General features: G+C 50.8%; 17 protein-coding genes and 1 tRNA gene. 13 read left to right on the top strand and 5 right to left on the bottom strand.

Going from position 1 to position 25,072, the window contains the following annotated elements; translation table 11 throughout:
* Window position 1 precedes the first annotated feature (1 nt).
* The 3 genes from JFL75_RS18280 to JFL75_RS18290 all read left to right on the top strand — a co-directional run bounded on the left by JFL75_RS18280 (window position 2) and on the right by JFL75_RS18290 (window position 1,993).
* The gene (locus JFL75_RS18280) at window positions 2–1,351 is read left to right on the top strand and encodes a CheR family methyltransferase (protein WP_215628111.1); all 1,350 of its coding nucleotides are present in this window, start codon (window positions 2–4) and stop codon (window positions 1,349–1,351) included.
* Between the two features lie 25 nt (window positions 1,352–1,376).
* Window positions 1,377–1,844 (top strand): chemotaxis protein CheX, encoded by a 468-nt coding sequence (locus JFL75_RS18285; protein ID WP_215628112.1) that lies wholly within the window; start codon window positions 1,377–1,379, stop codon window positions 1,842–1,844.
* 75 nt (window positions 1,845–1,919) lie between these two features.
* A tRNA-Val gene (locus tag JFL75_RS18290) sits at window positions 1,920–1,993 on the top strand.
* 150 nt (window positions 1,994–2,143) lie between these two features.
* Here JFL75_RS18290 and JFL75_RS18295 read toward each other — a convergent pair.
* From JFL75_RS18295 to JFL75_RS18310, 4 genes are all read right to left on the bottom strand, one after another.
* Window positions 2,144–3,274 carry a glycoside hydrolase family 88/105 protein gene (locus tag JFL75_RS18295; RefSeq protein ID WP_215628113.1) on the bottom strand — a complete coding sequence of 377 codons (1,131 nt, stop codon included), beginning with the start codon at window positions 3,272–3,274 and terminating at the stop codon, window positions 2,144–2,146.
* A gap of 84 nt (window positions 3,275–3,358) precedes the next feature.
* Complete coding sequence (locus JFL75_RS18300; protein WP_215628114.1) at window positions 3,359–4,933, bottom strand: extracellular solute-binding protein; 1,575 nt, start codon at window positions 4,931–4,933, stop codon at window positions 3,359–3,361.
* An 89-nt stretch (window positions 4,934–5,022) separates the two neighbouring features.
* Window positions 5,023–5,922, bottom strand: a complete 900-nt coding sequence (locus JFL75_RS18305; protein ID WP_215628115.1) for a carbohydrate ABC transporter permease — start codon at window positions 5,920–5,922, stop codon at window positions 5,023–5,025.
* Between the two features lie 15 nt (window positions 5,923–5,937).
* Entirely contained in the window at window positions 5,938–6,870 is a 933-nt protein-coding gene (locus JFL75_RS18310; RefSeq protein ID WP_215628116.1) for an ABC transporter permease, read from the bottom strand.
* A 468-nt stretch (window positions 6,871–7,338) separates the two neighbouring features.
* Here JFL75_RS18310 and JFL75_RS18315 point away from each other — a divergent pair, with 468 nt between their 5' ends.
* The 7 genes from JFL75_RS18315 (at window position 7,339) to JFL75_RS18345 (ending at window position 17,251) form a co-directional block, all read left to right on the top strand.
* Window positions 7,339–8,805 (top strand): extracellular solute-binding protein, encoded by a 1,467-nt coding sequence (locus JFL75_RS18315; protein WP_215628117.1) that lies wholly within the window; start codon window positions 7,339–7,341, stop codon window positions 8,803–8,805.
* A gap of 81 nt (window positions 8,806–8,886) precedes the next feature.
* The gene (locus JFL75_RS18320; protein ID WP_223292699.1) at window positions 8,887–10,941 is read left to right on the top strand and encodes a glycoside hydrolase family 3 C-terminal domain-containing protein; all 2,055 of its coding nucleotides are present in this window, start codon (window positions 8,887–8,889) and stop codon (window positions 10,939–10,941) included.
* Between the two features lie 103 nt (window positions 10,942–11,044).
* Window positions 11,045–11,965, top strand: a complete 921-nt coding sequence (locus JFL75_RS18325) for an ABC transporter permease (protein WP_223292700.1) — start codon at window positions 11,045–11,047, stop codon at window positions 11,963–11,965.
* 12 nt (window positions 11,966–11,977) lie between these two features.
* Window positions 11,978–12,844 carry a carbohydrate ABC transporter permease gene (locus JFL75_RS18330; RefSeq protein ID WP_215628118.1) on the top strand — a complete coding sequence of 289 codons (867 nt, stop codon included), beginning with the start codon at window positions 11,978–11,980 and terminating at the stop codon, window positions 12,842–12,844.
* Window positions 12,845–12,927: 83 nt separating this feature from the next.
* Window positions 12,928–13,752 carry an AraC family transcriptional regulator gene (locus JFL75_RS18335; RefSeq protein WP_215628119.1) on the top strand — a complete coding sequence of 275 codons (825 nt, stop codon included), beginning with the start codon at window positions 12,928–12,930 and terminating at the stop codon, window positions 13,750–13,752.
* A gap of 202 nt (window positions 13,753–13,954) precedes the next feature.
* Window positions 13,955–15,244, top strand: coding sequence for a Gfo/Idh/MocA family protein (locus JFL75_RS18340; RefSeq protein WP_215628120.1), 1,290 nt, complete (start codon window positions 13,955–13,957; stop codon window positions 15,242–15,244).
* A gap of 15 nt (window positions 15,245–15,259) precedes the next feature.
* A complete protein-coding gene (locus tag JFL75_RS18345) occupies window positions 15,260–17,251 on the top strand; it encodes a hypothetical protein (RefSeq protein ID WP_215628121.1) in 1,992 nt (663 codons plus the stop codon).
* Window positions 17,252–17,258: 7 nt separating this feature from the next.
* On the opposite strand, the gene JFL75_RS18350 is transcribed toward JFL75_RS18345, so the two are convergent.
* Window positions 17,259–20,465: a helix-turn-helix domain-containing protein gene (locus JFL75_RS18350; protein ID WP_215628122.1), complete on the bottom strand. Its 3,207-nt coding sequence runs from the start codon at window positions 20,463–20,465 to the stop codon at window positions 17,259–17,261.
* 159 nt (window positions 20,466–20,624) lie between these two features.
* Here JFL75_RS18350 and JFL75_RS18355 point away from each other — a divergent pair, with 159 nt between their 5' ends.
* Genes JFL75_RS18355 through uxaC form a run of 3 tightly spaced genes read left to right on the top strand, consistent with a single transcriptional unit; the run spans window position 20,625 to window position 25,041 of the window.
* A complete protein-coding gene (locus JFL75_RS18355) occupies window positions 20,625–22,121 on the top strand; it encodes a tagaturonate reductase (RefSeq protein WP_215628123.1) in 1,497 nt (498 codons plus the stop codon).
* A gap of 2 nt (window positions 22,122–22,123) precedes the next feature.
* Window positions 22,124–23,635: a UxaA family hydrolase gene (locus tag JFL75_RS18360; RefSeq protein WP_215628124.1), complete on the top strand. Its 1,512-nt coding sequence runs from the start codon at window positions 22,124–22,126 to the stop codon at window positions 23,633–23,635.
* Window positions 23,632–25,041, top strand: coding sequence for a glucuronate isomerase (uxaC, locus tag JFL75_RS18365; protein WP_215628125.1), 1,410 nt, complete (start codon window positions 23,632–23,634; stop codon window positions 25,039–25,041). Before JFL75_RS18360 ends, uxaC begins: the two co-directional genes overlap by 4 nt.
* The last annotated feature ends 31 nt before the right edge of the window (window positions 25,042–25,072 follow it).

Genomic DNA, 25,072 nt, shown 5'->3' on the forward strand with positions numbered 1-25,072 from the left:
TATGGAAATGAATGATTTAAAAGCCGTTAACGCGGCCATAAACGCTGAAATACAGGAACAGAAGGAACGGGTGGATACCATTGATTTTAAGATGGTGACCTTTTCCCTGGGAGGCAAGGATTACGGCGTTGATATTATGAACGTCAAGGAAATCGCCAAGGCGGATAAATTTACCTACGTTCCCAACGCGGCGTCCTTTGTCCGCGGGGTATACAATCTCCGGGGCGATATTATCCCCATTGTGGACCTGCGGACATTTTTCCACCTGCCCATCGAAAAGAAATCCGCCGACGGATCGGAAAACATGCTGATCCTCCGGATCGGGGACAAAGTATTCGGGACCATCGTCGATCAGATCGACAAGGTCGTGGGAATTAATTCCGAAACGATCCAGCCGCCCCATCCGATTTTCGGGGATATCAACATCAAGTACATCAGCGGAGTAGTGGAAAAACAGGGACAGCTGTTCATCATCCTCGACGTGATACGGATATTCACCTATCAGGAAGAGGAAAAGACCCGGACAGCGGCGATACCTGATTCCGGCTCCGATACCTATTACGCGCCGCCCGCCGCCGAAAGCGCCACGGAGGAACCGAAAAAAGCGGCCCTTTCCGACAGCGCCCTGGATTTTATCAAGGAAAGTCTTTCCGCGCTGAAGCATTTCTCCGCCACAATCATCAACGACGATTGGATCCGCCGGCGCTTTGTGGATTGGACCACCACCCGGCCCGAGGGAGAGGTGCAGCTTAAAAACCAGGCGGACGCGGATGAATTCCTTTCATCCTTCTACTCCCCGGATACGGGCCGTTTCTGGGACGATGATTACGCCCAGATCGTTAAGAATATACTGCCCAACATGAGTTCTTCCGTTATCCAGGTATGGAATCCCGGCTGCGGCAAGGGCTATGAAACCTTTTCATTTGCCTGTATATTAAAAACCAGATATCCCGATGCCCAGATTAAGATATGGGCCAACGACAACGATATAATGGCTATATCGTCGGCGCCGAATATGGTTTTTGATCTGGATGAGGTTCCCGAATACTGCCGCAGTTTTATGGTCCGGGGAAGCAGCGGGTACAGTTTCAATCAATCGGTCAAGGATTCGATTATGTTTGAGTACCACGATGTACTCCACGCGAATCCCTTCCCTGATCTGGATATTATCCTTTCCCGGGACCTTCTGTCGTTTATGACCGCCCAGGATCAGGAAAAGATCATGGCCGATTTCGGGGAGAAGATAAAAAACAGCGGTGTGATTATATTGGGTAGGAACGAAGAAATGCCGGGCAGAGAATGGCGGCGTATTGCCAATGACCCGGTTTCTGCGTATATGCGAAATGAATAGTCCAGTTATTTGAAGGAGCAATGATATGAGAGTGGAATACATCAACCCCTTTGTTGAAGCCGCGTTCAATGTACTTAAGGAAGTAATCGGCGATGATGTACGGCGGGGTGAACTCTATCTTAAATCAACCACCGTGCCGGTTATGGGTGTGGCTGCACTCGTCGGGCTTGCCGGTGATGTGGAAGGACGGGTTCTTTTCGATATGACTAAACAAACCGCGCTCTACATAGCCGGCGCCATGAACGGCGAAGAATTCACCCAGCTGGATGAACTGGGCAAAGCCACGATTCAGGAACTTGCCAATATGATAACCGCCCAGGCCGTGACGAAGCTGCACGATCTGGGATTCAAATTCGACCTGACCCCTCCGGCCCTCTTTACCGGAGATAATATGGAAGTGTCCAATTCCGATGTTGAGGCGCTGATCGTGCCCATGGAGCTGGGTACCAACGGTAAAATTGAAATTAACGTAGCCATCCGGGAACGAAGCTAGTCTCCGGATATTCACAATGCGGAAAAGGCTCCTATTGACACAATAGGAGCCTTTCTGGTATATGTATGGAGTTACGGGCGGTTAGCTCAGTTGGTTAGAGCACCAGTATGACACACTGGGGGTCGTTGGTTCAACTCCAATATCGCCCAATAAATTAGATATGTGCTGATCTAAAAAATCAGCGAAGCTTTCTGCTTCCACCGAAGAACGGTGAAGCGTCAAGTTTACCGAATGCAGTACGGAAGATAGTTTTTTCCGGCGCGAAGGTTGAATGAGACGCGGTCGCCGTTTTTTTTGTTTCAATTACCGGCGCTTTCGTGTTCCATGGATGCGTAGATAAATGGGCCCACGCCTTTAAAGTCATCGGTCACAACGGGTTCATTGACGTAATATTCATAAGAGCCGTCCCGGTACGGCGTCCCGCCCAGGCCGGCGACGCTGCATATCCCGTTCAGGTGGAGTTCGCCGTTTTTCTCTTCGGTAAGCATGTGCTTAAGCAGTCCCGCATAACCCTTCTTGGCCGCCTGTTTTACCGTTTCCGTGTCACTGGCCGGAACGTATCCTTTTCGGATCATCTTAAAAAGGAAGTACGTGAACATGGACGAGGCCGAACTCTCCAGGTAATTCCTGCTTCTGGTTGGCTGGTCAAGAATCTGGTACCATAAACCGCTTTCCGTATCCTGAAATTTGAGGACCGGAATAATCAGCCGTACCGCAATTTCCTGAAGCTGGCTGGCATAGGTTTTTGCCGCGGGGCTGTCCGGCAGGAAGTCAAGGACATCCAGCAGGGCCATACAGTACCAGCCCATGGCCCTTCCCCAGAAATGGGGGGAGCAGCCGGTTTCCGGGTTTGACCAAAGCTGTTTGCGGGATTCGTCCCAGGCATGGTACAGGAGACCGGTGACAGGGTCCCGGGTTTTTGCCTCAACCAGGACAAACTGGTGAACCAGATCCTCCCAGTCCCCCGCGGGGCCGAATTCGGCTATATACTGGGCATAAAAGGGTCCCTGCATATACAGTCCGTCCAGCCACATCTGCCAGGGATAAATCTGTTTATGCCAGAATCCGCGGCTTTTCGTTCTTGGCTGGTTCCGCAATTGTTCCCTGAGTCTGTTAATAGCCAGTTTATATTTTTCTTCACCCGTATCTGAATACAGGGTGAATAGGTTTTTTCCGGCGTTAATTTGGTCGAGGTTAAATTCGTTTTCCCTGTAGGTATCAATACTGCCGTCGGGCAGAATTTTCGTATCGTACATTTTTTTTACATAACCGCCGTATTCGGCGTTGTTTGTCCGTTTCCCCACGGTATAGAGCGCCTGGAGTACGAGGCCATGTTCATAATGCCATTTCATTTGGCTTGGGGTATACCGTCCCTTTACGGAAAGAGCCATGCGCTCGGAGACGGGCTTTGTTTTGTCTATGGCTTCCATGGCCTTATCCTTTTTCTGGTTATAAAAACCCGAAAGAGCCGCATTGCTTATAGCAGCCCTTTCGGGTCATAACTTTTATAAATGCTATTTAATGTAATTCGCCGCGGTGGCCGCTTCGATTCCAGCTGTATCCCAGGCCGATCCGCCGAGTCTGTCGAATTCCGATACAAAGGTATTCCAGTTTTCCCTGGTCAGAACCCGTCTTCCGGTCATGAACTCAACCACACCTTGTTCGTAGAACCGTTTGATATCCGCGTTTGCCGGAGGCAGCGCGTCGGCGCCGATATTCGGGGTCCATGCCCGTTTCTGCATATCGTACAATACGGTCAGGGCGCTCATGGTTTTGCCCGACGTGGGGGCTTTGTAGGTAGGATACCGGGCCAGCAGTTCGACGTTGCTGTTGTAATACACCATGTTGCGGAGCTGGGTCAGGGGCTGCATTTCGGGCCTGCTGAATCCTTTGCTGGCATCGGGGATACCATTTATTGTGGGAACGCCGTCGGCATCCTTCACATAGTTCACCCCTTCTTCGCCCCAGCCGAGGAGATAGTAGCCTTCGTCGGAGGACATCCATTCCAGGAGGCGGGCGATGGCGGGACCTTTGCCCGCATTGGCCGCTTTGGTGGACACAGCGTAGATCCGGTACGCCTGGGTATACACGCCGACGGATGATTTTCCGCTGGGTCCCCGGGGCGGATCAATGACGATCCATTCGCCGTTGGGGAAGTTTTTGTCAAAGGGCGCGTAGTTGGATTCGGAAGCGTAGGCCGCGTTCTGTTCCCGCATAATCCCGAACCGCCCCTGTTTCCAGGCAGCCCGGAAGTCGTCTTTCCCGTAGCTCATCCAGTTGGGATCGATAACCTTTTCGTCCACCAGGCGTTTAATGTACACCATGGCGTCATAGTAGGCGGGTTTCCGCAGGTTGAGCCCGGGGTCCGACTTGACGAGGCTCCAGGTTCCGGGAACGCCGAAGGCGCCGAAGAAGGGATCAAAGCGGCGGCCCAGGCCTTCCTCAAAGTTGTTGATTTCGATAAAGGCGCCGTAGCCGTAGGTGTCGTTCCTGCCGTTGCCGTCGGGATCGTTGAAGGTGAAAGCCTTCATAACATTCAGGTAGTCTTCGGTGGTTACGGGGATCTGAAGTCCCAGTTTGTCGAGCCAGTCCTTCCGGATAAGCATCCCTTCATTCCGCGCGATGGCTCCGGGGGACGCTAGGCCGTAGGATTTTCCGTTGACCGTAGTGAACGCCTTGGAATCCGCGTCGTACTGGGTATTTGTCCGTTCGGGCATCAGGGGATAGAGGTCATCCACGGGAGCGACCAGACCCATCTTAACCAGGTTGAGCCAGGGATCCCGGCGGACCATGAACAGATCCGGCAGGCTGTTGGCCGCGCCGGCGGCGTTGACCTTTACATCCTGGTCCGATTCATTGGAAGGAAGAGCCGTCAGTACAAGGTTGATATTCAGTTTGTCCCTGATAATCTGCAGAGCCTTCCAGTCCGCGGGAGGCGGGCCGGCTTCGGTCACCGCGGCGCCGTACCACAGTTCTATGGTTACCGGTCCGTCACTTTTTGCGTTGTCGGAACCGCCTCCGGCGAAAGCCGGGATAAGCATACCGGACAGCAGGCACAGTACCAAAAATACCCTCATTTTTTCTTTCATATTAACTCCTTATTGCAAATTCCTTATTAACAATTCCGCGGCGGTCCGGTTTGGTCCCCGCGGAACAGATTCCACCGTAACGGAAACGTTTATCCCTTGACGCTTCCCAGCAGGGTTCCCTTGGCGAAGTATTTCTGGATAAAGGGATACGCGATGATCATGGGAATGGCTGCCATGAAAACGCTGGCGGCCTTAATTGACTGTACCGACGCTTCGCCGAAGGCGTTTACTTCGACAAACTCATTCATGCCGCTGGCCATCAGGATATTGCGCAGCAGTATCGGCAATGGCTGGAGGGCATTGCTGTTCAGGTACAGCATGGCGTGGAAGAAGTCGTTCCAGAATGCGACGCCGTAGTACAGGCCGATGGTCATGATAATCGGCTTTGACAACGGAAGAATTATCCGCAGCAGAACGAGCCATTCGGCGGCGCCGTCAATCCGGGCGGATTCCTTCAGTTCTTCGGGAATGCCCTCAAAGAAGCCCCGCATGATAAGGCAGTTGTAGGTGCCGATCGCTCCGGGCAGGAACACCGCCGCCAGATGGTTGGTCAATCCCAGCTTGGTAACCACCAGGTAGGTAGGGATGAGTCCGACGTTAAAAAGGTAGGGCAGCAGGATGAATATGTTCAGCCATTTCCTTCCCGGCAGGGATTTTACGGACAGTACATACGCCATGGGGATGGTCAGAAACAGAGACGTCGCCACACCCATGACCAGGATTTTAAGGCTGTTGGAAAATGCCAGAATGAAACCGTTGTTTCCCAGCAGGGCTTTGTACGCCGCCGTGGACCATTTCCAGGGCGCCAGAAACATGCCTTCCAGATTTGATCCGATAAAATGATTCGGTCTGAATGAAAGGGTAATGGTGCTCCACATGGGTATGGCAACAACGATAAATATCAGAACGAGAAATATATCGAGACAAATATAAAACGTTCTGTCGCCGCCGGTCAGCCGTACCGTAGTACCTTTAATTTTTTTTCCCATAATTCGGCTCCTCAATTAGAACAGCGATGAATCGGAGACCCGTTTTACGAGCCAGTTTGAAACAGTTATTAACAGCAGGCCTATAACGCCCTTGAAAATACCCACCGCGGTGGCCAGGCCGAACTGAAATTCCAGGAGTCCCTGGCGGTACACCCAGGTATCGATGATATCCGCCACGCTGTAGACGGGGGTGGAGTAGAGCATAAACATCTGGTTGAAACCGGCGTCAAGGATGGTGCCCAGCCTGAGCAGCACCACCATAACGATTACCGGCCGGATTGACGGAAGGGTGATGTACCACACCCGCTGAATGGCGGTTACCCCTTCGACCATGGCCGCTTCGTACAGGGTAGGGTCAATGGCGATCAGGGCCGCGATAAATATGATGGCGCTCCAGCCCATTTCCTTCCAGGCATCGGAAAAAATGACTATCCAGGGAAAGGTTTTTACGTTGGTCATAAAATCGACCGGCTGGCCGCCCAGCAGTTTTATCAGGTCGTTGATGATGCCGTCGCCGGGAGCAAACAGGACCAGCAGTATACCGTACATAATTACCCATGACAGGAAGTGGGGAAGGTACGCCAGGGTCTGCACCACCTTTGCCAGCTTCGGTCTGATGCATTCGTATAAGGTAACCGCTAAAATGATTGACAGGGGAACACTGACGAGTAATTTACCGAAACTGTAAAACAGGGTATTCCGCAATAGTTCCGCAAAATAAAACGAATTAAAAAACGTCTTAAAATGGGTTAAACCGATCCAGGGACTTCCAAGAACACCGTCTATGGGTCTGAAGTCTTTGAACGCGATCTGCCCGTTCCAGATTGGTACGTACTTGAAAATAACGTAATACACAAAGGGGATAACCATCAGCGCGTACACCGACATGTGCCTGCGGATGTCCTTTAGTAACCTGTTATTTCCGGGAATTGTTTGTGTCTTCTTCATAACTCACCTTGATATCAGGATAGATTAGGTGCCGGGTAAAATGCAGGCAGTTTATTGGATTTTTCCGTCATTATAATTACAGTTTTTCGGGATGAAATGGCCGGTTTTATTGGACTAATTAGATAATCTTGTTGGTTTTTCCGTAATTTCCGTGGTTTCGGGGCGTTTTAGGCCGCAAAATATGTATTTTTTCTGCGGAACCTGCCCGGCAGCCGGCTTTTTCTAAAAATATATGGGAGCCGTTCGGTAACCTCATTTGTCCCGGACGCGGATTGTCCGCAGCAACTTCCGCAAATGCCGGCTCCGGACTTATAATTTTTCCTATTGTACCTACGGATTTGTATAAATTATTTATTCTTTTTTGCTAACGACAGTTTTCATTTCATGCCGTTATACTAAGAAAACTTTTAAAGCAGCCGGGTAAAAAGAGGCGCATTTCATACACCCGGAAACCGGAGGACAGGAAGAATGAAGAAAAATGCGGTATTTCTTTTGGCATTTCTTATCGTTTCTGCAAGTATGGTATGGGCCGGCGGCCAGAACGACGGCGGTTCAAAGACTGTGGTCAAAGTCGCTTCGGCGGATAATACCTATGGACTCAGCACGGATCCTGATCTTCAGGATGCGGTCACAAAACTTATTGAAAGCAAAACCAATGTGACTATTTCACCGATTATTCCGCCCCTGGCAAGCTACAGCGATAAACTGGCAACCCTGGTAAACAGCGGCGATATTCCCGATGTATTTTCCGTTTCACAGGCCATGACCAGGATTCCCCAGATGGTTGCCCGGGAACAGCTTCTGGATTTAACCGATTATATCGCCAAATCGCCGGTGCTGTCCCAAATGGACCCTTCACTGTTCAATGATCTTAAAATCGACGGTAAAATTTATTTTATTCCCTACAACTTCCCCAAGGCGAAGGCTCTCTACATCCGCCAGGATCTGATGGACCAGTATGGGGTCAAACTGTCCCACACTCCCACCACGGAGGAATTCAGCCGGGAAATGAAAAAGTTCGCGGGAAAGGGAATCGTCCCGTTCTGTTTCCCGAAATGGGTGGATAACTTCCAGTATTTTTATAATTCCTTCGGCGCCTGGGGCGGCATCTATAAGAAAAACGGAACCTTCGTGGACGGGTTCCAGACCTCCGAAATGCGGCAGGCCTTGGCGTATCTTAGGCAGCTTTATGTCGACGGTATCCTCAACCAGGAATTCCTCACCACGGAAAATACCGCCATGCGGGAAAAAACCTACACCGCCCAGGCGGCCAGCGATATCGATTACGTAACCAACTACATCAACTACGTTCAGAATACCAAGGCGGCCAACAAGCCCACCGATATGTTTCTGATTTATAAGATTGTCGGACCCAACGGCTACGGCGGCTCGCTGAATGAAGCTACCCAGACTGCCTGGGTGGTATCCTCCCGGACGAAGGACCCCGCGGCGGCTGTCAAGGTTATCGAAACCATCGTAATGGATCCCGAAGTGTACCAGGCATTCTACGGTATCGGTCTTGAAGGATACCATTACACCCTCGATCAGAATAAGCAGATTGTCCCCACCTCCAAGGCGGCTAACTCCGGGTATAAATACACCTTTAACTACCTGAGCGATTCCATCGTCTCCTACGATGTCACCAAATTGTCCTTTGCCCTTGACCAGGCAATGCAGGACGGTGTGAAACGGCAGGTTACGGAAATCCGCGCCATGCAGCCGAACCTGGGTCCCAATTATTCCGCCGATGTTCCCGTGGGGATTTCCCTTACCTATGACCGGGTGGCGCCTTCCATAAAGAGCACCAGGGAATCCATCGCCGCGAAAATCATTGTCGGCAGCGTTTCCGTTGACGCCGGCATGGCGGAATACGAAAATTTCTGGAAGAGCATCGAGGGTCCCCGGATCCTGCAGGAACTGAATTCCGCTAAATAGCAAAAGACTGAAAATGATTCCGGCCGGCCCTTCCAAAGGGCCGGAACCCGGATTAAGCCGGAACAGAACAGGCGCACCACTATGCACAATATCCAGCGATTCAGAACACAGGCGAAACAGCTTGTCTCAGAGATGACCGTTGAGGAAATGATTCCCCAGCTGCTGCATACCGCTCCGGCGGTTGAACGGCTGGGCATACCATCCTACAACTGGTGGAACGAGGGCCTGCACGGCGCCGCCAGATCGGGTACCGCCACGGTATTTCCCCAGGCAATCGGACTGGCGGCCACATTCAATTCCGAACTGCTTTTTAAGGCCGGGGATATTACCTCCACCGAACAAAGGGCCAAGTACAATACCTTTTCTAAAATGGGTGACCGGGGAATTTATAAAGGCCTTACCGTCTGGTCCCCGAATATCAATATTTTCCGGGATCCCCGATGGGGAAGGGGGCAGGAAACCTACGGGGAGGATCCCTTCCTGACCGGACAGTTAGCCGTTGCGTTTATCCGCGGCCTCCAGGGTGACGGCCCGTATTTGAAAACCGCCGCGGCGGTAAAGCATTTCGTTGCCCACAGCGGGCCGGAACCTCTGCGGCACCATTTCAACGCGGTAGTTTCTCCCAAGGATCTCTATGAGACATACCTTCCGGCGTTTGAATTTTCCATCCGGGAGGGATACGTAAACGGTGTCATGGGTGCCTACAGCATGATAAACGGAGAGCCGGCCTGCGCCAACGGCATGATGGATTCGCTGATCCGGGGCGGCTGGGAATTTGAAGGAATTTATATTTCCGACTGCTGGGCAATCCGGGATTTCCATCAGGGCCACCATATTACAAAGAACCCTGAGGAATCGGCGGCAATGGCCCTGCGGTACGGCTGCGATCTTAACTGCGGCTGTGAATACAATTCCCTGGAAAAGGCCTACAGAAAAAAATTGGTCTCTGCCGACGAGATTCGGCGGTCCTGCGAACGGATAATGACCACCCGGTTCCAGCTGGGGATGTTTGCGGATGACTGTCCCTATGACGCTGTTAACTACGATCAGGTTGATACGGATGAACACGCCGAGGCGGCCCACGAAGCGGCACGCCAAAGTATGGTGCTTCTTCGGAATGCCGATTCCTTTTTACCTCTTAACAGGGAAGCAATTTCTTCCATTGCGGTTATCGGCCCAAACGCGGACAGCAATACCGCGCTCTGGGGCAATTACCATGGAACATCGAGCCGCTACACCACGGTACTGGAAGGAATCCGGCGGGTTGCGGGGGAATCGGTCAGGATATATTATTCCCAGGGCAGCGGCCTGGTAAAGGGAAATGTTGAAAGGCTGGCGGAGGAAAACGACCGGATCGCCGAGGCGGCGGCCTGCGCGGAACTGGCGGATGTGGCGGTTCTGTGCCTCGGTCTTGATGAGACCGTTGAAGGAGAAATGCGGGACGACGGCAACGGCGGATTCGCGGGGGATAAAAAAGACCTACGGCTTCCCAAAGCCCAGAGGACTCTGCTTGAAGCGGTAGCCGCGGTGAAGAAACCCGTTATTGTGGTACTGCTTTCCGGCGGCCCCATTGATCCGGAAATTACGGGAATGGAAAATGTCAAAGCCCTTATCCAGGCCTGGTATCCGGGACAGACCGGCGGACTGGCGCTGGCGGAAATTATTTTCGGTATCTATAATCCCTCAGGGCGGCTACCCATCACATTCCCAAAGGCCGAAACGGTCCTTCCCGATTTTACCGATTATTCCATGAAGGGAAGAACCTACCGTTATGCCCTGGAAGAGCCACTCTATCCCTTCGGATTCGGGCTCTCGTATACACAGTTTGCGTACGGTGATATAAAAGCTGAAAAAAAGAAAGACGGTTCTGTGGTGGTTTCATGTTTCGTTGAAAATACCGGAGAACGGGACGGCCGGGAAGTTGTCCAGGTATACGGAAAAACCGCTGATCCGGATTTTCCGCTCCATCCCTGTCTGTTTGGTTTCAGTTCCCTGTTTTTGAAGCGGGGAGAACGCAGGCAAGTCTCTGTTGCTGTTCCCGCCAGGATGTTTACCTGCGTTGATGGTAACGGCTCCCGGAGCCCCTGCACGGTGAATGGACACTCCAAACCGGCGGCCGCCAGGGAGACAGCCTGAGCAGGAAATTATGCGGCGACGAAGTGCTGGAAGTAAAAGTAGTTCTGTGAGAACATAGTTCTCTATTTATCCGCATCAATGGAAAAAATTTCAGGGAGGAGCCGTGAAAAAAAATAGCGTCCCCAATATACACAAACCATTATCCGTCCGGGTGAGAAGGCAGAAATACCTTCTGCTTATGCTGCTCCCCGGATTAATCTGGTATATCCTGTTCAAATACCTCCCCATGATGGGATTGGGCCTGGCGTTTACCGATTACGGATTCAGGGCAAAGGTTTCATTTATCGGATTTGAGAATTTCCGGCGGCTGTTTAACTCCGCTATCTTCTGGAAGGCCTTTAAGAATACCCTTATTATCAGCATGGCAAATATCGTTTTTTATTTTCCCGCTCCAATCATTGTAGCCCTTTTAATCAACGAACTGAAAAGCCTCCGCGCAAAGCGGGTTATACAGTTTCTTATTTATATACCCTATTTCTTCTCATGGGTTGTGGTGGGAAGTATTTTCGTGACCCTCTTGTCGCCGTCATCGGGACTGGTGAATTCCATTATTAAACTGTTCGGCGGCGATCCAATATATTTTATGGCCAGTACAACTTATTTCAGGCCTGTGCTGGTATCGTCGTATATCTGGCGGCAGATGGGATACGGGGCCGTTATCTATGTGGCTGCCCTCAGTACCGTTGAACCGGACTTGTATGAGGCCGCTACGGTGGACGGCGCTGGCCGCTGGATGAAACTCTTCAACGTAACCCTGCCGTCAATCCGTTCCACCATTGTGACCATGCTCCTCCTCAATCTTTCCCACGTACTGCTTATTTTTGAACAGGTTCTCGTTATGTATAACGCCGCGGTGTACGATGTGGCGGATGTACTGCAAACCTATGTATTCCGCGAGGGGGTGCTGCAGGGCGATATGGGATATTCCATCGCGGTAGGTATGTTTACTTCTATTATTAGCCTCGTTCTGGTATTAACGACGAATAAGATAAGCAGCCGGTTCCTGGACGAACCGATTTTGTAGGGAGACGGAAAAATGAGAAGACGGTCATTCAAAGAACCCGCAAGCCGCAGGGTATTTATGATTATTAACTATATTATTCTCGGAACGGTCTGTCTGATAGTGGTGATTCCCATCTGGAACGTCCTTATTACATCCTTTGCAAAAGATGTTGATGTAATGGGAAACGAATACCTGTTGATGCCGCGGTCCTTTACTTTTGACAACTATTATCGGGTCCTGAACAGCGGGTACATGAACGCCTTTAAGAACTCAATTTTTGTCGCCGTGGTGGGAACGCTTTTTTCCATGGTTGTCACGGTGCCCATGGGTTACGCCCTGGCGCAGAAGGAATTGATCGGAAGAAATATTCTCATGAAGCTGATTGTTTTTACCCTTGTATTTGATGTGGGGATTATGCCCTTTTATATTGTGGTCCGTTCGCTCGGGCTTATCAATAAAATGGCAGCAATTATTATTCCCGTGGGCCTGTCAACGTTTAATCTGATCATCGTCAAAAACTTCATGACCAGTATTCCTGTTTCGCTGATAGAATCGGCAAAACTTGACGGTTACGATGATATCAGGATTCTGCTGAAGATTGTTGTACCCCTGGCCGTTCCTATTATTGCAGCGGTAACACTTTTTTATTTTGTCGGCTACTGGAACCGGTATTTTGAGGTGGTCATGTTTATCAACGACAGCCGGAAATACACCCTCCAGGTGGTGCTGCGCAGTCTCATTTTCGAATCCGATGATTCCCTGGGCGGCAATGCCGCGTATGTATACAATAATCTGAAAATGGCCGTTATGGTTTTGGGCATGCTTCCTGTGCTGGTAATTTATCCGTTTATTCAGAAGCATTTCGTATCGGGACTGATGGTCGGCGGAGTGAAAGGATAATCCCTTCGGGAAGTGGTGTGTTGCGCGGATTAAATCTTGATGGTCTCCGTTTTCGCTGGTACGATGCAAACCGGGGTGCGGATTTGGATTATAAACTGACTTTTTCAGGACGATTTCACTACCGCTGCGGAAGCGGCGTTTCCGGGCATTACCATCCGGAGGATTACCAGATACAGCTGGTGTACTCCGGCGAGGCAGAAGCCCACGTGAACGGCAAGCCATACCGCCTGAAAAAGAACTCTATTATGCTTATCCCGAAGGGTTCCGCCCATGACTTTCATGTTATTTCTGAAGACGGAATGAAGACGGTTGAGGTTAAGTTTGTCAGCGATGATCCCGGCTTTACGGAATTAATATCCGGGCTTGATATGGTAATGGCTGACGATGGTTCCATTTTCGAAATACTTTCACGGGTTGTTCTGGAAGGCCAGCGGAAGATCAGTTATTACCGGGAAATGTCCAACGCTCTGCTTTTGGAATGTCTGCTGATGATGTACAGGATGGCTCACCGGAATTCGATCCCGGTTTTTGAAGTATCGAAACTCAGTAAAGGTGAAATCATAAAAAACGATATCCTTCTTGATGTTATTGACGATTATATCGAAAAGAATATCCACAAAAGATTTTCCCTGGCGGATGTCGCCAAAGCCTGCGGCTACAACCAGGATTACATATACAGGCTTATCCGAAAAAAGACCGGACTTTCGGCGGTTCAGTATATAAATGAAAAAAAATTCGACCGGGCAAAGCAGCTTATCATGCACACGGAATTGTCCCTTTCGGAAATAGCCTGGAACCTGGGATTCGAAACGCTCCAGTATTTTTCCCGGTTCTTTAAAGAGCATGCCGGCATATCGCCGTCGGATTACAGCAAGGAAGTCCGTTCAACAATCAGAACGGATTATTAAAACTGTTTCCAAGTCTGACAGGAATCCGGCCGGCTGATTGGGTGTCTAACTCGAGGCAATTGTTAAAATTATAGAATGGTATGTACCATGCGGGGAAGGGGATAGCTTCGAAAAAGTATAAGTTATTTTCCGTTCCCTGCAACGACAGATATACGTTCTTTGGCGTATACTTTATTAGTCTTCAATACGGAAGGAGATGCTTATGTCTAAAAAAAGATATGCCCAGGTAGGTACCGGCGGAAGGGCCCGGATGTTTTACGAAGCCATTGCAACCAGATACAATGACAGTTCGGAATTGGTCGCCTTCTGCGATCAAAGTCCCGCCAGAATGAAATTTGCCAACAGTACCCTTGAATCCGAATGCAAAAGCGCCGCGGTGCCGATGTACACCGCGGACAGATTCGAGGAAATGATCGATACGGAAAAGCCCGATACCGTCATTGTGACCACCGTGGACCGGACCCATGACGATTACATTGTCAGGGCCATGCGAAAGGGCTGTGATGTAATTACTGAGAAACCCATCACCATTAATGAAGAAAAGGCCCAGAGGATTATCGATGCCCGCCGGGAAACGGGCCGCAATGTCCGGGTAACATTCAACTACCGGTATGCCCCGAATCATACAAAGATCAGGGAGCTTATCAAAGACGGCGCTATCGGCGAAGTATTCTCGGTTCATTTCGAATGGCTGCTCAATACCGTCCACGGCGCCGACTACTACAGAAGATGGCACCGGAATAAGATAAACTCCGGCGGCTTATTGGTGCATAAGGCCACCCATCATTTTGACCTGGTGAATTTCTGGCTCGGCACCGAACCGGTTAAGGTATATGCCAACGGTGCCCTCAATTTTTATGGCAGGGCTGCCGCTGAAAAAAGGGGCGTTAATAATTTCTACGACCGCTGTCACGGAAACCAGAACGCAAAGGGCGATCCCTTTGCCATTGACCTTGAAAGCAACCCTACCTTGAAAGGCCTCTATCTGGACGCCGAAAAGGACAGCGGCTATATCAGGGACCGCAGTGTTTTCAGCGACGATATCAGTATAGAAGATACCATGGCGGTTCTGGTGAACTACCGGAGCGGCGCAATGATGTCCTATTCCCTCAATTCATACCTGCCCTGGGAAGGGTACAATGTGGTGTTCAACGGATCAAAAGGAAGAATAGAATACAACGCTGTTGAAAAACCGTATATCAATGCCGGCGGCAATAAGAGTGAAGAGGGGGCGGCGGTTACCCATACAATACGGGTGTGCCCCATGTTCGACGCCCCCTATGGTGTTCCGATTGAAATGGCCGAAGGCGGCCATGGCGGGGGTGACCCCAAAATGCTGGATGATATTTTCTTGGAGAACCCGCCCCCCGATCCTTTCCATAGAGCCGCGGATTTTGTGGACGGGATTAAATCAGCGCTCACGGGAATCGCGGCGAATAAATCCATTGCTTCAGGTTTGCCGGTATATATTGATTCACTTGTAAAATGGTAAAGAAGGAACAGTTCCATGGGTGTGACTCTTTTTATTGATGACTTCACCGCCTTTCCAATAGGGCCCTTCCCATACGATCCCGAACATTCAGCCATGGGGGAATACCATTATATTCCGCCAAAGGGATATTCCGGGGAATGGTACGATCCCATTGTCAGTTACCGCTATAAAGGCCCTTCCTGGCTGGTGACCGCTCCTTTTATGGACGGGGTCCGCTGCATGGAGCAAATGAGAATCTGTACCCCCGGAAAAAATCTCGCCACACCGATGCTTGCCGGCGGTGATACCCGATGGACTGATTACACCGTAACAGTGAAGGTAAGGGTCTTCGGCGCGGAGGAACCCTGCGGAGTATTGTTCCGTTACCAGACGAGTCTCATGCATTACGGATTTTATCTCGTCAGGGGAAGGGCTGAAATTCACCGGGTGCAGAAATGCGAAAGAACCGTTCTGGCGTCCTGTGATTTCAGCTGGGATAAGGATTCCTTCCATGAGTTAACGGTGCGTGTTAAGGATGATACCTTTGTCTGTTCAGTGAACGGAAAGGAATTGCTCCGTGTGTCCGATGGTGTGTATAAGACAGGCTGTATTGCCATAAGCGCGGGAATGCCGGCCCAGTTTCTTTCCGTTCATGTTGGGGTTGATGAAGCAGTGGCCGCCGCGTTTGAAAAATCGGAACAGGAAAAGCTGCATCTTCTGGATAAAAAACGTGAAAGCCATGCGGCCATGAAATTGGCAAAGAAAATCGATCTGAAGAATTTCGGCGCCGGGAGGCAAATCCGGTTTGGCCATCTTACCGGTACGGAAGAAATGTTTTTTATTATCTGCCAGCACCAGAGAAGGGTTTATAAAGACCGGTATCCCTTTATCAGCTGCATGACCGCGGTCAGCCTGGAAAGCGGTGTTGTTCTCTGGCAGATCGGCGAACCCCGGGATGATGAAGACGTAATCGAGCTCACCACCGATTTGCCTGTTCAGGTATATGATATTGATAACGACGGGATCGATGAGGTAATCTGCTCCTGGGATTTTACCCTGTTCATACTTGACGGCGCCACGGGAAAAATAAAAAAACAGATTCCCTGCCCTGAAAATACCGAGAAGGAATCGGATCTCTGCGGTATTGAATTCGGGCGGCATGCCTATACCAGGCTGAATGTTGACGCCATACGGATTGCCAATGTTTCGGGAAATAAAAGGCCTTCGGATATCCTGATTAAGGACCGGTATTCACGGCTGTGGGTATACAACAGCGATCTTGAACTCCTCTGGAAATTTTCCCACAACAACACCGGCCATTTTCCGTATTCGTTCGATTTTAACGGCGACGGAAAGGACGAGATCTTCAGCTGCTATAATATGATCGGCAGTGACGGAAAGCTGCAGTGGAAACTTCCCATCGAAGAGGACCACACCGACGAAATCATTTTCGGCCACTTTGATCCCGGCCATCCCGAGGGGCTTCTGGCCATCGTATCAGGATGGGAAGGGTTTATGATCGCCGATATACACGGGAATCTTCTTGCCCGGGATATAAACGGCCACGGGCAGCGGATAAGCACCGGGAATTACTGCCCTGACAGAAAGGGATATGAGATTTGTACCACCACATTCTGGGAAAATCAGGGGATTATTTATTTATATGACTGTAAGGGAAATGAAATATGGCATAGGGAATCCCGGGCAAACGGCAACCTGATAAGCCCCGTAAACTGGGACGGCAGTGGTGTTGATCTTATCCTTCTTAACGGGAATTCTGTCCATGGCGGTTTAATTGACGGTGACGGTGACGTGGTGGTCAGTTTCCCCGACGACGGCCATCCGGATCTTTGCGCGGAGGTGCTTGATCTTAACGGAAACGGCAGGGATGAAATCGTTCTTTGGGACCGAAGGCGGTTATGGGTATACACCCAGGAAAACGATTCCGTCCACGGCGACGAGCCAGTCAAATATCCCGTTTACAACGCAAGCAACTACCGGGGAGAATATTCCTTCCGGAAGAATTGAGGATTTACTATTTTTTTCTCAGCTGGCCCGGTGATGTACCGGTTATTTTTTTAAACACCCTGCAGAAATAGGCTTGGTCCTGAAATCCGGTCTTTTCGGAGATTTCATAAATGGTCCCGTCGGTATGCAAAAGCAGTTCCGAGGCAATATATACCCGGTACCGGTTCAGATAATCCCAAAGCGGAAGGCCCAGTTCCCGGTGGAAAATTCGGGTTAAGTAATCTTCACTGACATTTATTGAATCCGCCAGTTTCCAGCGTGAAATGTGGGACTCCACATGCTGATTAAAATATAAGACCGCTTTCTTAACCAAAGCGCCGGTATGGGGCGGGAGAATCTCCTTTCCGGCAATGATATCCTTAACCCGGGCGGAAAACTCCGGCGCCGCGGCTACGCAGCGGTTGCAGAAGATCAGCCGTGAGAAACGGCAGATCTGCATCACATCCGGCGCGGACTCGATTTTTTCGGGTAAAACAATCAGGGGTACCATTACCGTAGCCGGGTGCCGGCGGATATTTTCAATAGTCTCAATGTCAAGGGTATCCAGTACGATGAGGACCGGAACTAACATGGCAACCGCGTCGGCAAACTGGTTTATGGAGTTGATGTGCACCGCCGTATCGGGACAGGCCCAGTCAAAGGAAAAGTGCGACGGATGTCCGATAAAGAGGGTTATGCCTTCCTTCGGTTTCTGAATGCGGGAGTCCACCGCGTCAATGAGGGTTTCGCCCTCTAACTTTGTACCGTAACAAAAGAACGGAATAGCTGCGGCCTCCGTCTGGGAACGGAGCCTGGCCACATACATAAATTCTTCAGTGGATGCCCTGTCGGCATCCCAGACAATACAGGCGGCTTCACCGGGTATCGGGAAATTCTGATTAACCTCTGAGGCAAAAACCACCCGGTAATCATCCATCCCGGAGATGGGCGGCGGAGGGTCTGAAATGGAAAACACACAGGTCCCGGGTGCTGTTTTTGATTTCACCGGAAGCTGACCTGAAATCGTCAGCCAAGGCAAATGCACCGTACAAACAGAGCTGTCAATATGGAAGTCTCCGCCGTGACGCAGGATGATCCGTTCCGCAAGCAGAAGGCTCTGCTTGGACCAGAGCGACTGGGGCAGCGGTTCCGGCGGCCTGAATTCAAGGATAAGTTCAGTCCGGCCCATACGGGCGGAAACACGGCTTCCGTATTCCTCCCGTATTATAGAAAAAGCCTGCAGAAGATAAACCGGGTCCCCGGTTAAAAGCGGGAATAAACCCAATTCAGGCAGGAGCTCATTTATATTGAAGAGTTTCTTCTTAAATGAAAACTCATCGATCTGAGAAAGGGATAAATCAATGAGCTTATTCGTCTGCTCCTGCTGTGTGTTAATCCGGGATTTCAGGAGCTGTACCGTGTTATGCAGCGGCCCGGGGGATGAAAGTCCCGGCTCCATGGTATCCAAATCTTCCAGGATATCCGAAAGGAAATCCGACATGCTGTTTCCGGCGGTGATGAAAAATTCCGTTTTGGTCTGTTCCGCTTTTTCCGCTATCTGCTTCAGCGCCAGTGTTTCCTGAAACAAGAAAATCCCCCGGAGGGCGTTGCTTACGGTCTGCCGCAGCTCTTCAAATATTACCCCATCGTAAAAAGGTATATTGAAGATAATATAGCCCAGGGACTGGTTTTCTATGAACAGCGGAAGAACCATAAACATCCCGCCGGAAAAATAATGTTTGATATGTTCAGGAAACATCCACCGGACGGGAAAATCGGTATCATATTCAGGGGCCATGCCGTCGGGTGAAAAACTGCCGATACATCTGGTAGTCCTTTCGTCGGTATACAGCATAATCGCGGAAGTGGTAATCCCGATGGCGGGAAGATGCCGGGATAAAATCTGGATCAGGGACCGGCTGTCTCTGATGCCGAACATTTCGCATTTCAGGGTATTCAGAACACTCTGCCATTTCTGGGTCTGGTATTCCTCAAAAGCATAGGTACTCTCCTGCATCCGGGCAACCATTCTGAATATGAGAGGCTCTATCTGTTGTACTGTTTCAGTATCAATAAACCCGGATTTCCTGATTTCGGAAAACATGGTAAAAAGAACATCGATATCCTTTTTGCTGCTGAAAAATGATACCAGGGCCCGTTCAAAGAGCCGCAGGAATTTCCTGAGGTCCTTTTTCTCCAATGCCTGTACCAGAGGCACGATCATGGCCTGTACATCTTCATCATCCAGGGACAACTCCTTCTGGATCAGACTGACCAGCGCTGCTTCCCAATCAGCATTGTTTTCCAGATCGATTTTACCGAAGCCGCTGTCCAGGATGTTTCCGTAGCTGCTGCATCCGCAGGATTCCCGGATAATTACTTCCATGGGGAGGACCACATCGCCGTGTTTGCTTTTTTCAGTCCCCTTTGCCAAAAGCTGGTGCAGCATCGCAAAAGACTCGCTGCTTAGTTCGTTGTAGGGCATATGAACCGTGGAGAGCCGGCTTTGGGGAATTCTGCTTTCGGCGGAATTGTTGAAACCCCCGGCCAGGTAATCATCGGGAACCCGGAACCCTTTTTTCTGAAAATACTGGATTGCCGCTAAAACCATTAAATCGCTGGCGCCTGCCAGGGCGTCAAAGTCCCTGCCCGGAACGAGTCCCCGGGTTTCGAAGAGCTGGGCCGCCGCGGCGTCCCCGGAATTCCAGTCAAAGGGATCGGTGATAAGCGCGCTGTTTTCTTCTACGGAAATTTTGTTATCCCCCAGAGCGTCGCAGTACCCCCTGAGGCGGTCGGCCGTGGACTGGTGGTAGAGGGGACCCCGCAGAAAAGCGATCCGTTTTACACCGTGTTTTCTTATCAGATGGTTAACCAGGCCCTTAATGCCATTGTAGGCATCAAAGTATACGCAGGGATGGCCTTCCGCCTTCCATGAAATAGTAACCAGCGGCAGCGGTTCGAATCCCTTATGGAAACGCTGGAATTCCTCTTCGGGGACCGTATAGCCGATGGTTGAACTCCAGCTGATAATCCCATCCAGGTTTTCCGGATTAACCAAAGAATAAACCGAATTACGCAGATAGTCTGAATCCAGGGGCGAATTGAGTCTGCCCCCGGGGAAGATGAAAAAATTGATATCCTCCGCGGCGGCCTGTCTGGCAAAGGTTTCCCACACATTCAGGGCGGTTCCCTTATGGATGGAAGCCAAAAGAAGACCAATGCGTTTTTTTGCCATAATACTTTATTATCCCACGGCTCGGGCAATTTTGCAAACAACGTTTTATTGCAAAACCTGCCAGGAAAAATCCAATTTGTTTAAAAAAGATCTGTGGTACACTATGAAGGGATAATATCTGGTACGGATGTTTTCCGCGTTTACCATGAGGAGCATTGTATGAAACTGATAACCGATGAGTTCAAGCCGGTTTCACGGCCCGAGAAAATTCTGCAGTACGGGGAGGGGAATTTCCTCAGGGCCTTCGTTGACTGGATGGTGGATATAGCCAATGAAAAAACCGGCTTCAACGGCAGCGCCGTTCTGGTTCAGCCCATAGATAAAGGCTTGGCGGAAATGATTAACGGCCAGAAGGGCATGTATACCACCATTTTGCGGGGAGTGCAGGAGGGAAAAACCGTTGAGGAAATCCGGCGGATTACTTCGGTGAGCCGCTGCATCAATCCCTACAGTCAGTTTGATGATTATGCTGCCTGCGCCGCGAACCCGGATCTTCGGTTCATCATCTCAAATACCACCGAAGCGGGAATCAGCTACAGTCCCGGTGAAACTCTGGACGCAAAACCCCAGGGGGCTTTTCCCGCCAAGGTCTGCGCATTCCTGCACAAACGATGGCAGAATTTCAAAGGTGACAGTTCCAAGGGCCTCGTCTTTATTCCCTGTGAATTAATCGATAAAAACGGTGATAAGTTAAAGGAAATCGTTCTGCGGTACGCGGATGAATGGAATCTGGAAAAGGATTTTATCAGCTGGGTGAACAATGCCTGTGATTTCTGCAACAGCCTGGTGGACCGGATCGTCACCGGATACCCCAGGGATGAAGCCGATACCCTGACGGAGAAAATCGGCTACAGGGATGATCTCCTGGATACGGCGGAAATATTCCACCTCTGGGTTATTGAATGCAGAAAGGATTATTCAAAAGAACTGCCCCTGGAGGAAGCGGGCCTCAACGTCATCTGGACAGACGATATGAGTTTCTACCGCACCAGAAAAGTCCGGATCCTCAACGGCGCCCATACTATGACGGTTCCCGGCGCCTTTCTGTACGGTCTGGATACGGTGGAAGAATGTATCAAGGACGACCTCATCATCAGTTTTATGAAAAAGGGAATTTTCGGGGAAATCATTCCTTCCATGGATGGGGACAAAGAACAGCTCGAACAGTACGCCAGGGATGTGCTGGAACGGTTCGCCAATCCTTACATAAAACACATGCTGCTTTCTATCACATTGAATTCAATTTCAAAATACAAAACCAGGGTCCTGCCGTCCCTGCTGGGTTATATCCGTAAAAATGGAAGCCTGCCCAAAGCGTTAACCTTTTCCATGGCAGCGCTGATCGCGTTTTACCAGGGGAAAAATCTTTCCAACGGTGAACTCACCGGAACGCGGGGCAATGAAACATACCCCATAAAGGACGATCTTCCGATTTTACAGAAGTTTGAAAAGCTATTCCAGGATTTTGACCGGTCTCCGGAAAACATGGAAGATAAATGTTCGGCCCTGGTAAAAGCGGTGCTTTCGGCGGAAGCGTGGTGGGGCGAAGACCTTACCAAGCATGCGGAACTTCCCGGGGGCGTGGCGGAATATTTTGTGATGATCCAGACCTCGGGAATCAAAGCCGCCATTGAAGATGTTCTCCTGGAGTCCTGAACATGGAAGCACAGAAGAAGATTATCAAAATCAATCCCGATGATTCCGTGGCGGTGGCGCTGGAGAAACTGAGCAAAGGCGATACGGTCCTTGTTGGCGGCGCCGAAATCACCCTGCGGGACGATATTCCGCCGGGCCACAAAGCTGCCCTGCGGGATATAACGGAAAACGAAAAAATCATAAAGTACGGGTATGCCATCGGCGCCGCCTCAAAGCCAATTCCCATGGGCAGCCACGTGCATACCCATAATGTTAAAACCCTGCTGAACGAGAATCCGGTTTATCATTACGATCCTTCGCAGGTGAAACATCCTGCTCCCGAGCCCGGCGGCCCGGTCCCGGAAATACAGGCTTTTAAGCGGAGTGACGGGCAAATCGGTATCCGCAATGAACTATGGATCGTTCCGACCGTGGGCTGCGTAAACAGAAGCGCGGAAAAACTGGCCCGCTGGGCCAACGAGGAATTCGGAGGGAAAAAAGGCAGTATTGACGGTGTGTACGCCTGGACCCATCCCTACGGCTGTTCCCAGATGGGGGACGACCACGAGACGACCAGGGTTATCCTGGCCGACCTGGTCCGCCATCCGAACGCCGGGGCAGTCCTGGTAATGGGACTGGGCTGCGAAAACAATTCCGTGGATGACCTCAAAAAATTTTTTTCCGATACGGACCAGCACAGAATCAGGTACCTGGTAACCCAGGAATCGGGGGATGAGATCGCGGAGGGGAAAAGACTCCTCACCGAGCTGGCCGAATTTGCGGCCCCATTTAAACGGGAAGCCGTAAAGGTATCGGAGCTGATTATCGGCATGAAGTGCGGCGGTTCGGACGGTTTTTCCGGAATCACCGCCAACGCCCTGGTGGGCCGGGTCTGCGATACAATCACCTCATTGGGCGGTTCCGCTGTTCTGACGGAAGTTCCGGAAATGTTCGGGGCGGAACAGATGCTCATGGACCGGGCCGAGAACGAAGCGGTCTACCGTAAAATCGTAGATCTCATTAACGGGTTTAAACAGTATTACATCTCCCACAACCAGGTGGTGTACGAAAACCCGTCCCCGGGAAACAAGGACGGCGGAATCACTACCCTGGAGGATAAATCCTGCGGCTGTGTCCAGAAGAGCGGAACAGCGATTGTCCATGATGTGTACAAATACGGCGGGCGGGTAACGTCCCGGGGGCTTCTTCTGCTGGAGGGCCCGGGGAACGATATCGTTTCCTGTACCGTCATGACCGCCGCGGGAGTACATCTTATTTTATTCACCACCGGCAGGGGCACCCCCCTGGGCGCGCCCGTTCCAACTCTGAAAATTTCCAGCAATACCGCGCTGGCGGAGCATAAACCCAACTGGATAGATTTCGACGCGGGCAGAATGCTGTACGAAGACCCCGCAATTGTCCTTCAGGATTTGCTGAAGCTTATGTACAGTATCGCGTCGGGAACAGCCAGAACCCGGAACGAAGAAAATGATTACCGGGAAATCGCCATATTAAAAGACGGAGTTACCTTATGAAACCATTTATGGATGAGGATTTTATCCTCGGCACTTCCTGCGCCAGGGAGTTGTTCCACGGTACGGCGAAGCATGAACCCATCTACGACTTCCACTGCCATCTCATCCCGTCTCAAATTGCGGAGAATAAAAAGTTTTCCAACATTACCGAGATTTGGCTCGGCGGCGACCATTACAAATGGCGGATGATGCGGACCATGGGGATCGATGAAACATACATCACCGGCAATGCCGATCCCTACGAAAAATTCCTTGCCTGGACCAGGACCGTGGAAAACCTGATCGGCAATCCTCTGTACCACTGGACCCATCTGGAGCTCCAGCGGTATTTTGATATCCATGAACCCCTGACGATTCAATCCGCCCGGGATATCTGGGACAGGGCCAACAAAAAACTCCAGTCCGGTGAGCTTTCGGTGAAGGGTATTTTCGAGAAATTCAACGTGTACGCCGTGGGTACCACCGATGATCCCGCCGATACCCTGGAATACCACCGGGCCATCGCGGCGGGGACCGCTCCCATCGGTACCATCGGTACCAGAGTTATACCGTCGTTCAGGCCCGACAAAGCGCTGAATATCGATCTTCCTTCCTTTAAAGAGTATACTGGCCAGCTTTCCGCGGCATCGGGAATCACCATCAATTCCTTTGATTCGGTAAAACAGGCTATTGAAAACCGGCTCATGTATTTTATCGAACACGGCTGCCGGGCATCGGACCACGCGCTGGAGTATCCGCCCTTCCAAGCCGTATCGGATACGGAAGTGGATACAATCGTAAAGAAAGCCCTGAAGGGCGAAGCAATTTCTCCAAAAGAAAGCGACGCGTATAAAACCAGTATGATGGTTTTCCTGGCCGGTCTGTATACGAAACACGATATTGTCATGCAGCTCCACATGGCGTCAATCAGGAACAACAACGCCAGGATGTTCAAAATCCTCGGACCCGATACGGGCTACGACGCTTCCCATGACCATCAGATGAGCCGCGGACTCTCGCTGCTTCTCAACGAAATGGACGTCCGGAACAATCTGCCGAAAACTATTTTGTATACCCTTAACCCGAAGGATTATTATCCCATGGCCACCCTCATGGGCTGCTTCCAGGGGCAGGGTGTGTCCGGGAAAATCCAGCTGGGTTCCGCCTGGTGGTTCTGCGACCACCGGGACGGTATGGAAGAGCAGATGCGTATCCTGGGAAATGTGGGAATGCTTTCCGCCTTTGTCGGTATGCTCACGGATTCCCGGAGTTTCCTGTCCTATCCCCGGCATGAGTATTTCAGGCGTATCCTCTGCAATATGATCGGCGGCTGGGTTGAGAACGGCGAGTTCCCCAACGACATGGAAAAACTTTCCGGGATAGTCCGGAACATTTCCTTCGGAAACGCCAGGGAATATTTTAAGTAAGAATGAGGCAACGCTGTGCCGTAAAGGCACG

The organism is Breznakiella homolactica, assembly GCF_016616095.2.
Classification (GTDB): domain Bacteria; phylum Spirochaetota; class Spirochaetia; order Treponematales; family Breznakiellaceae; genus Breznakiella; species Breznakiella homolactica.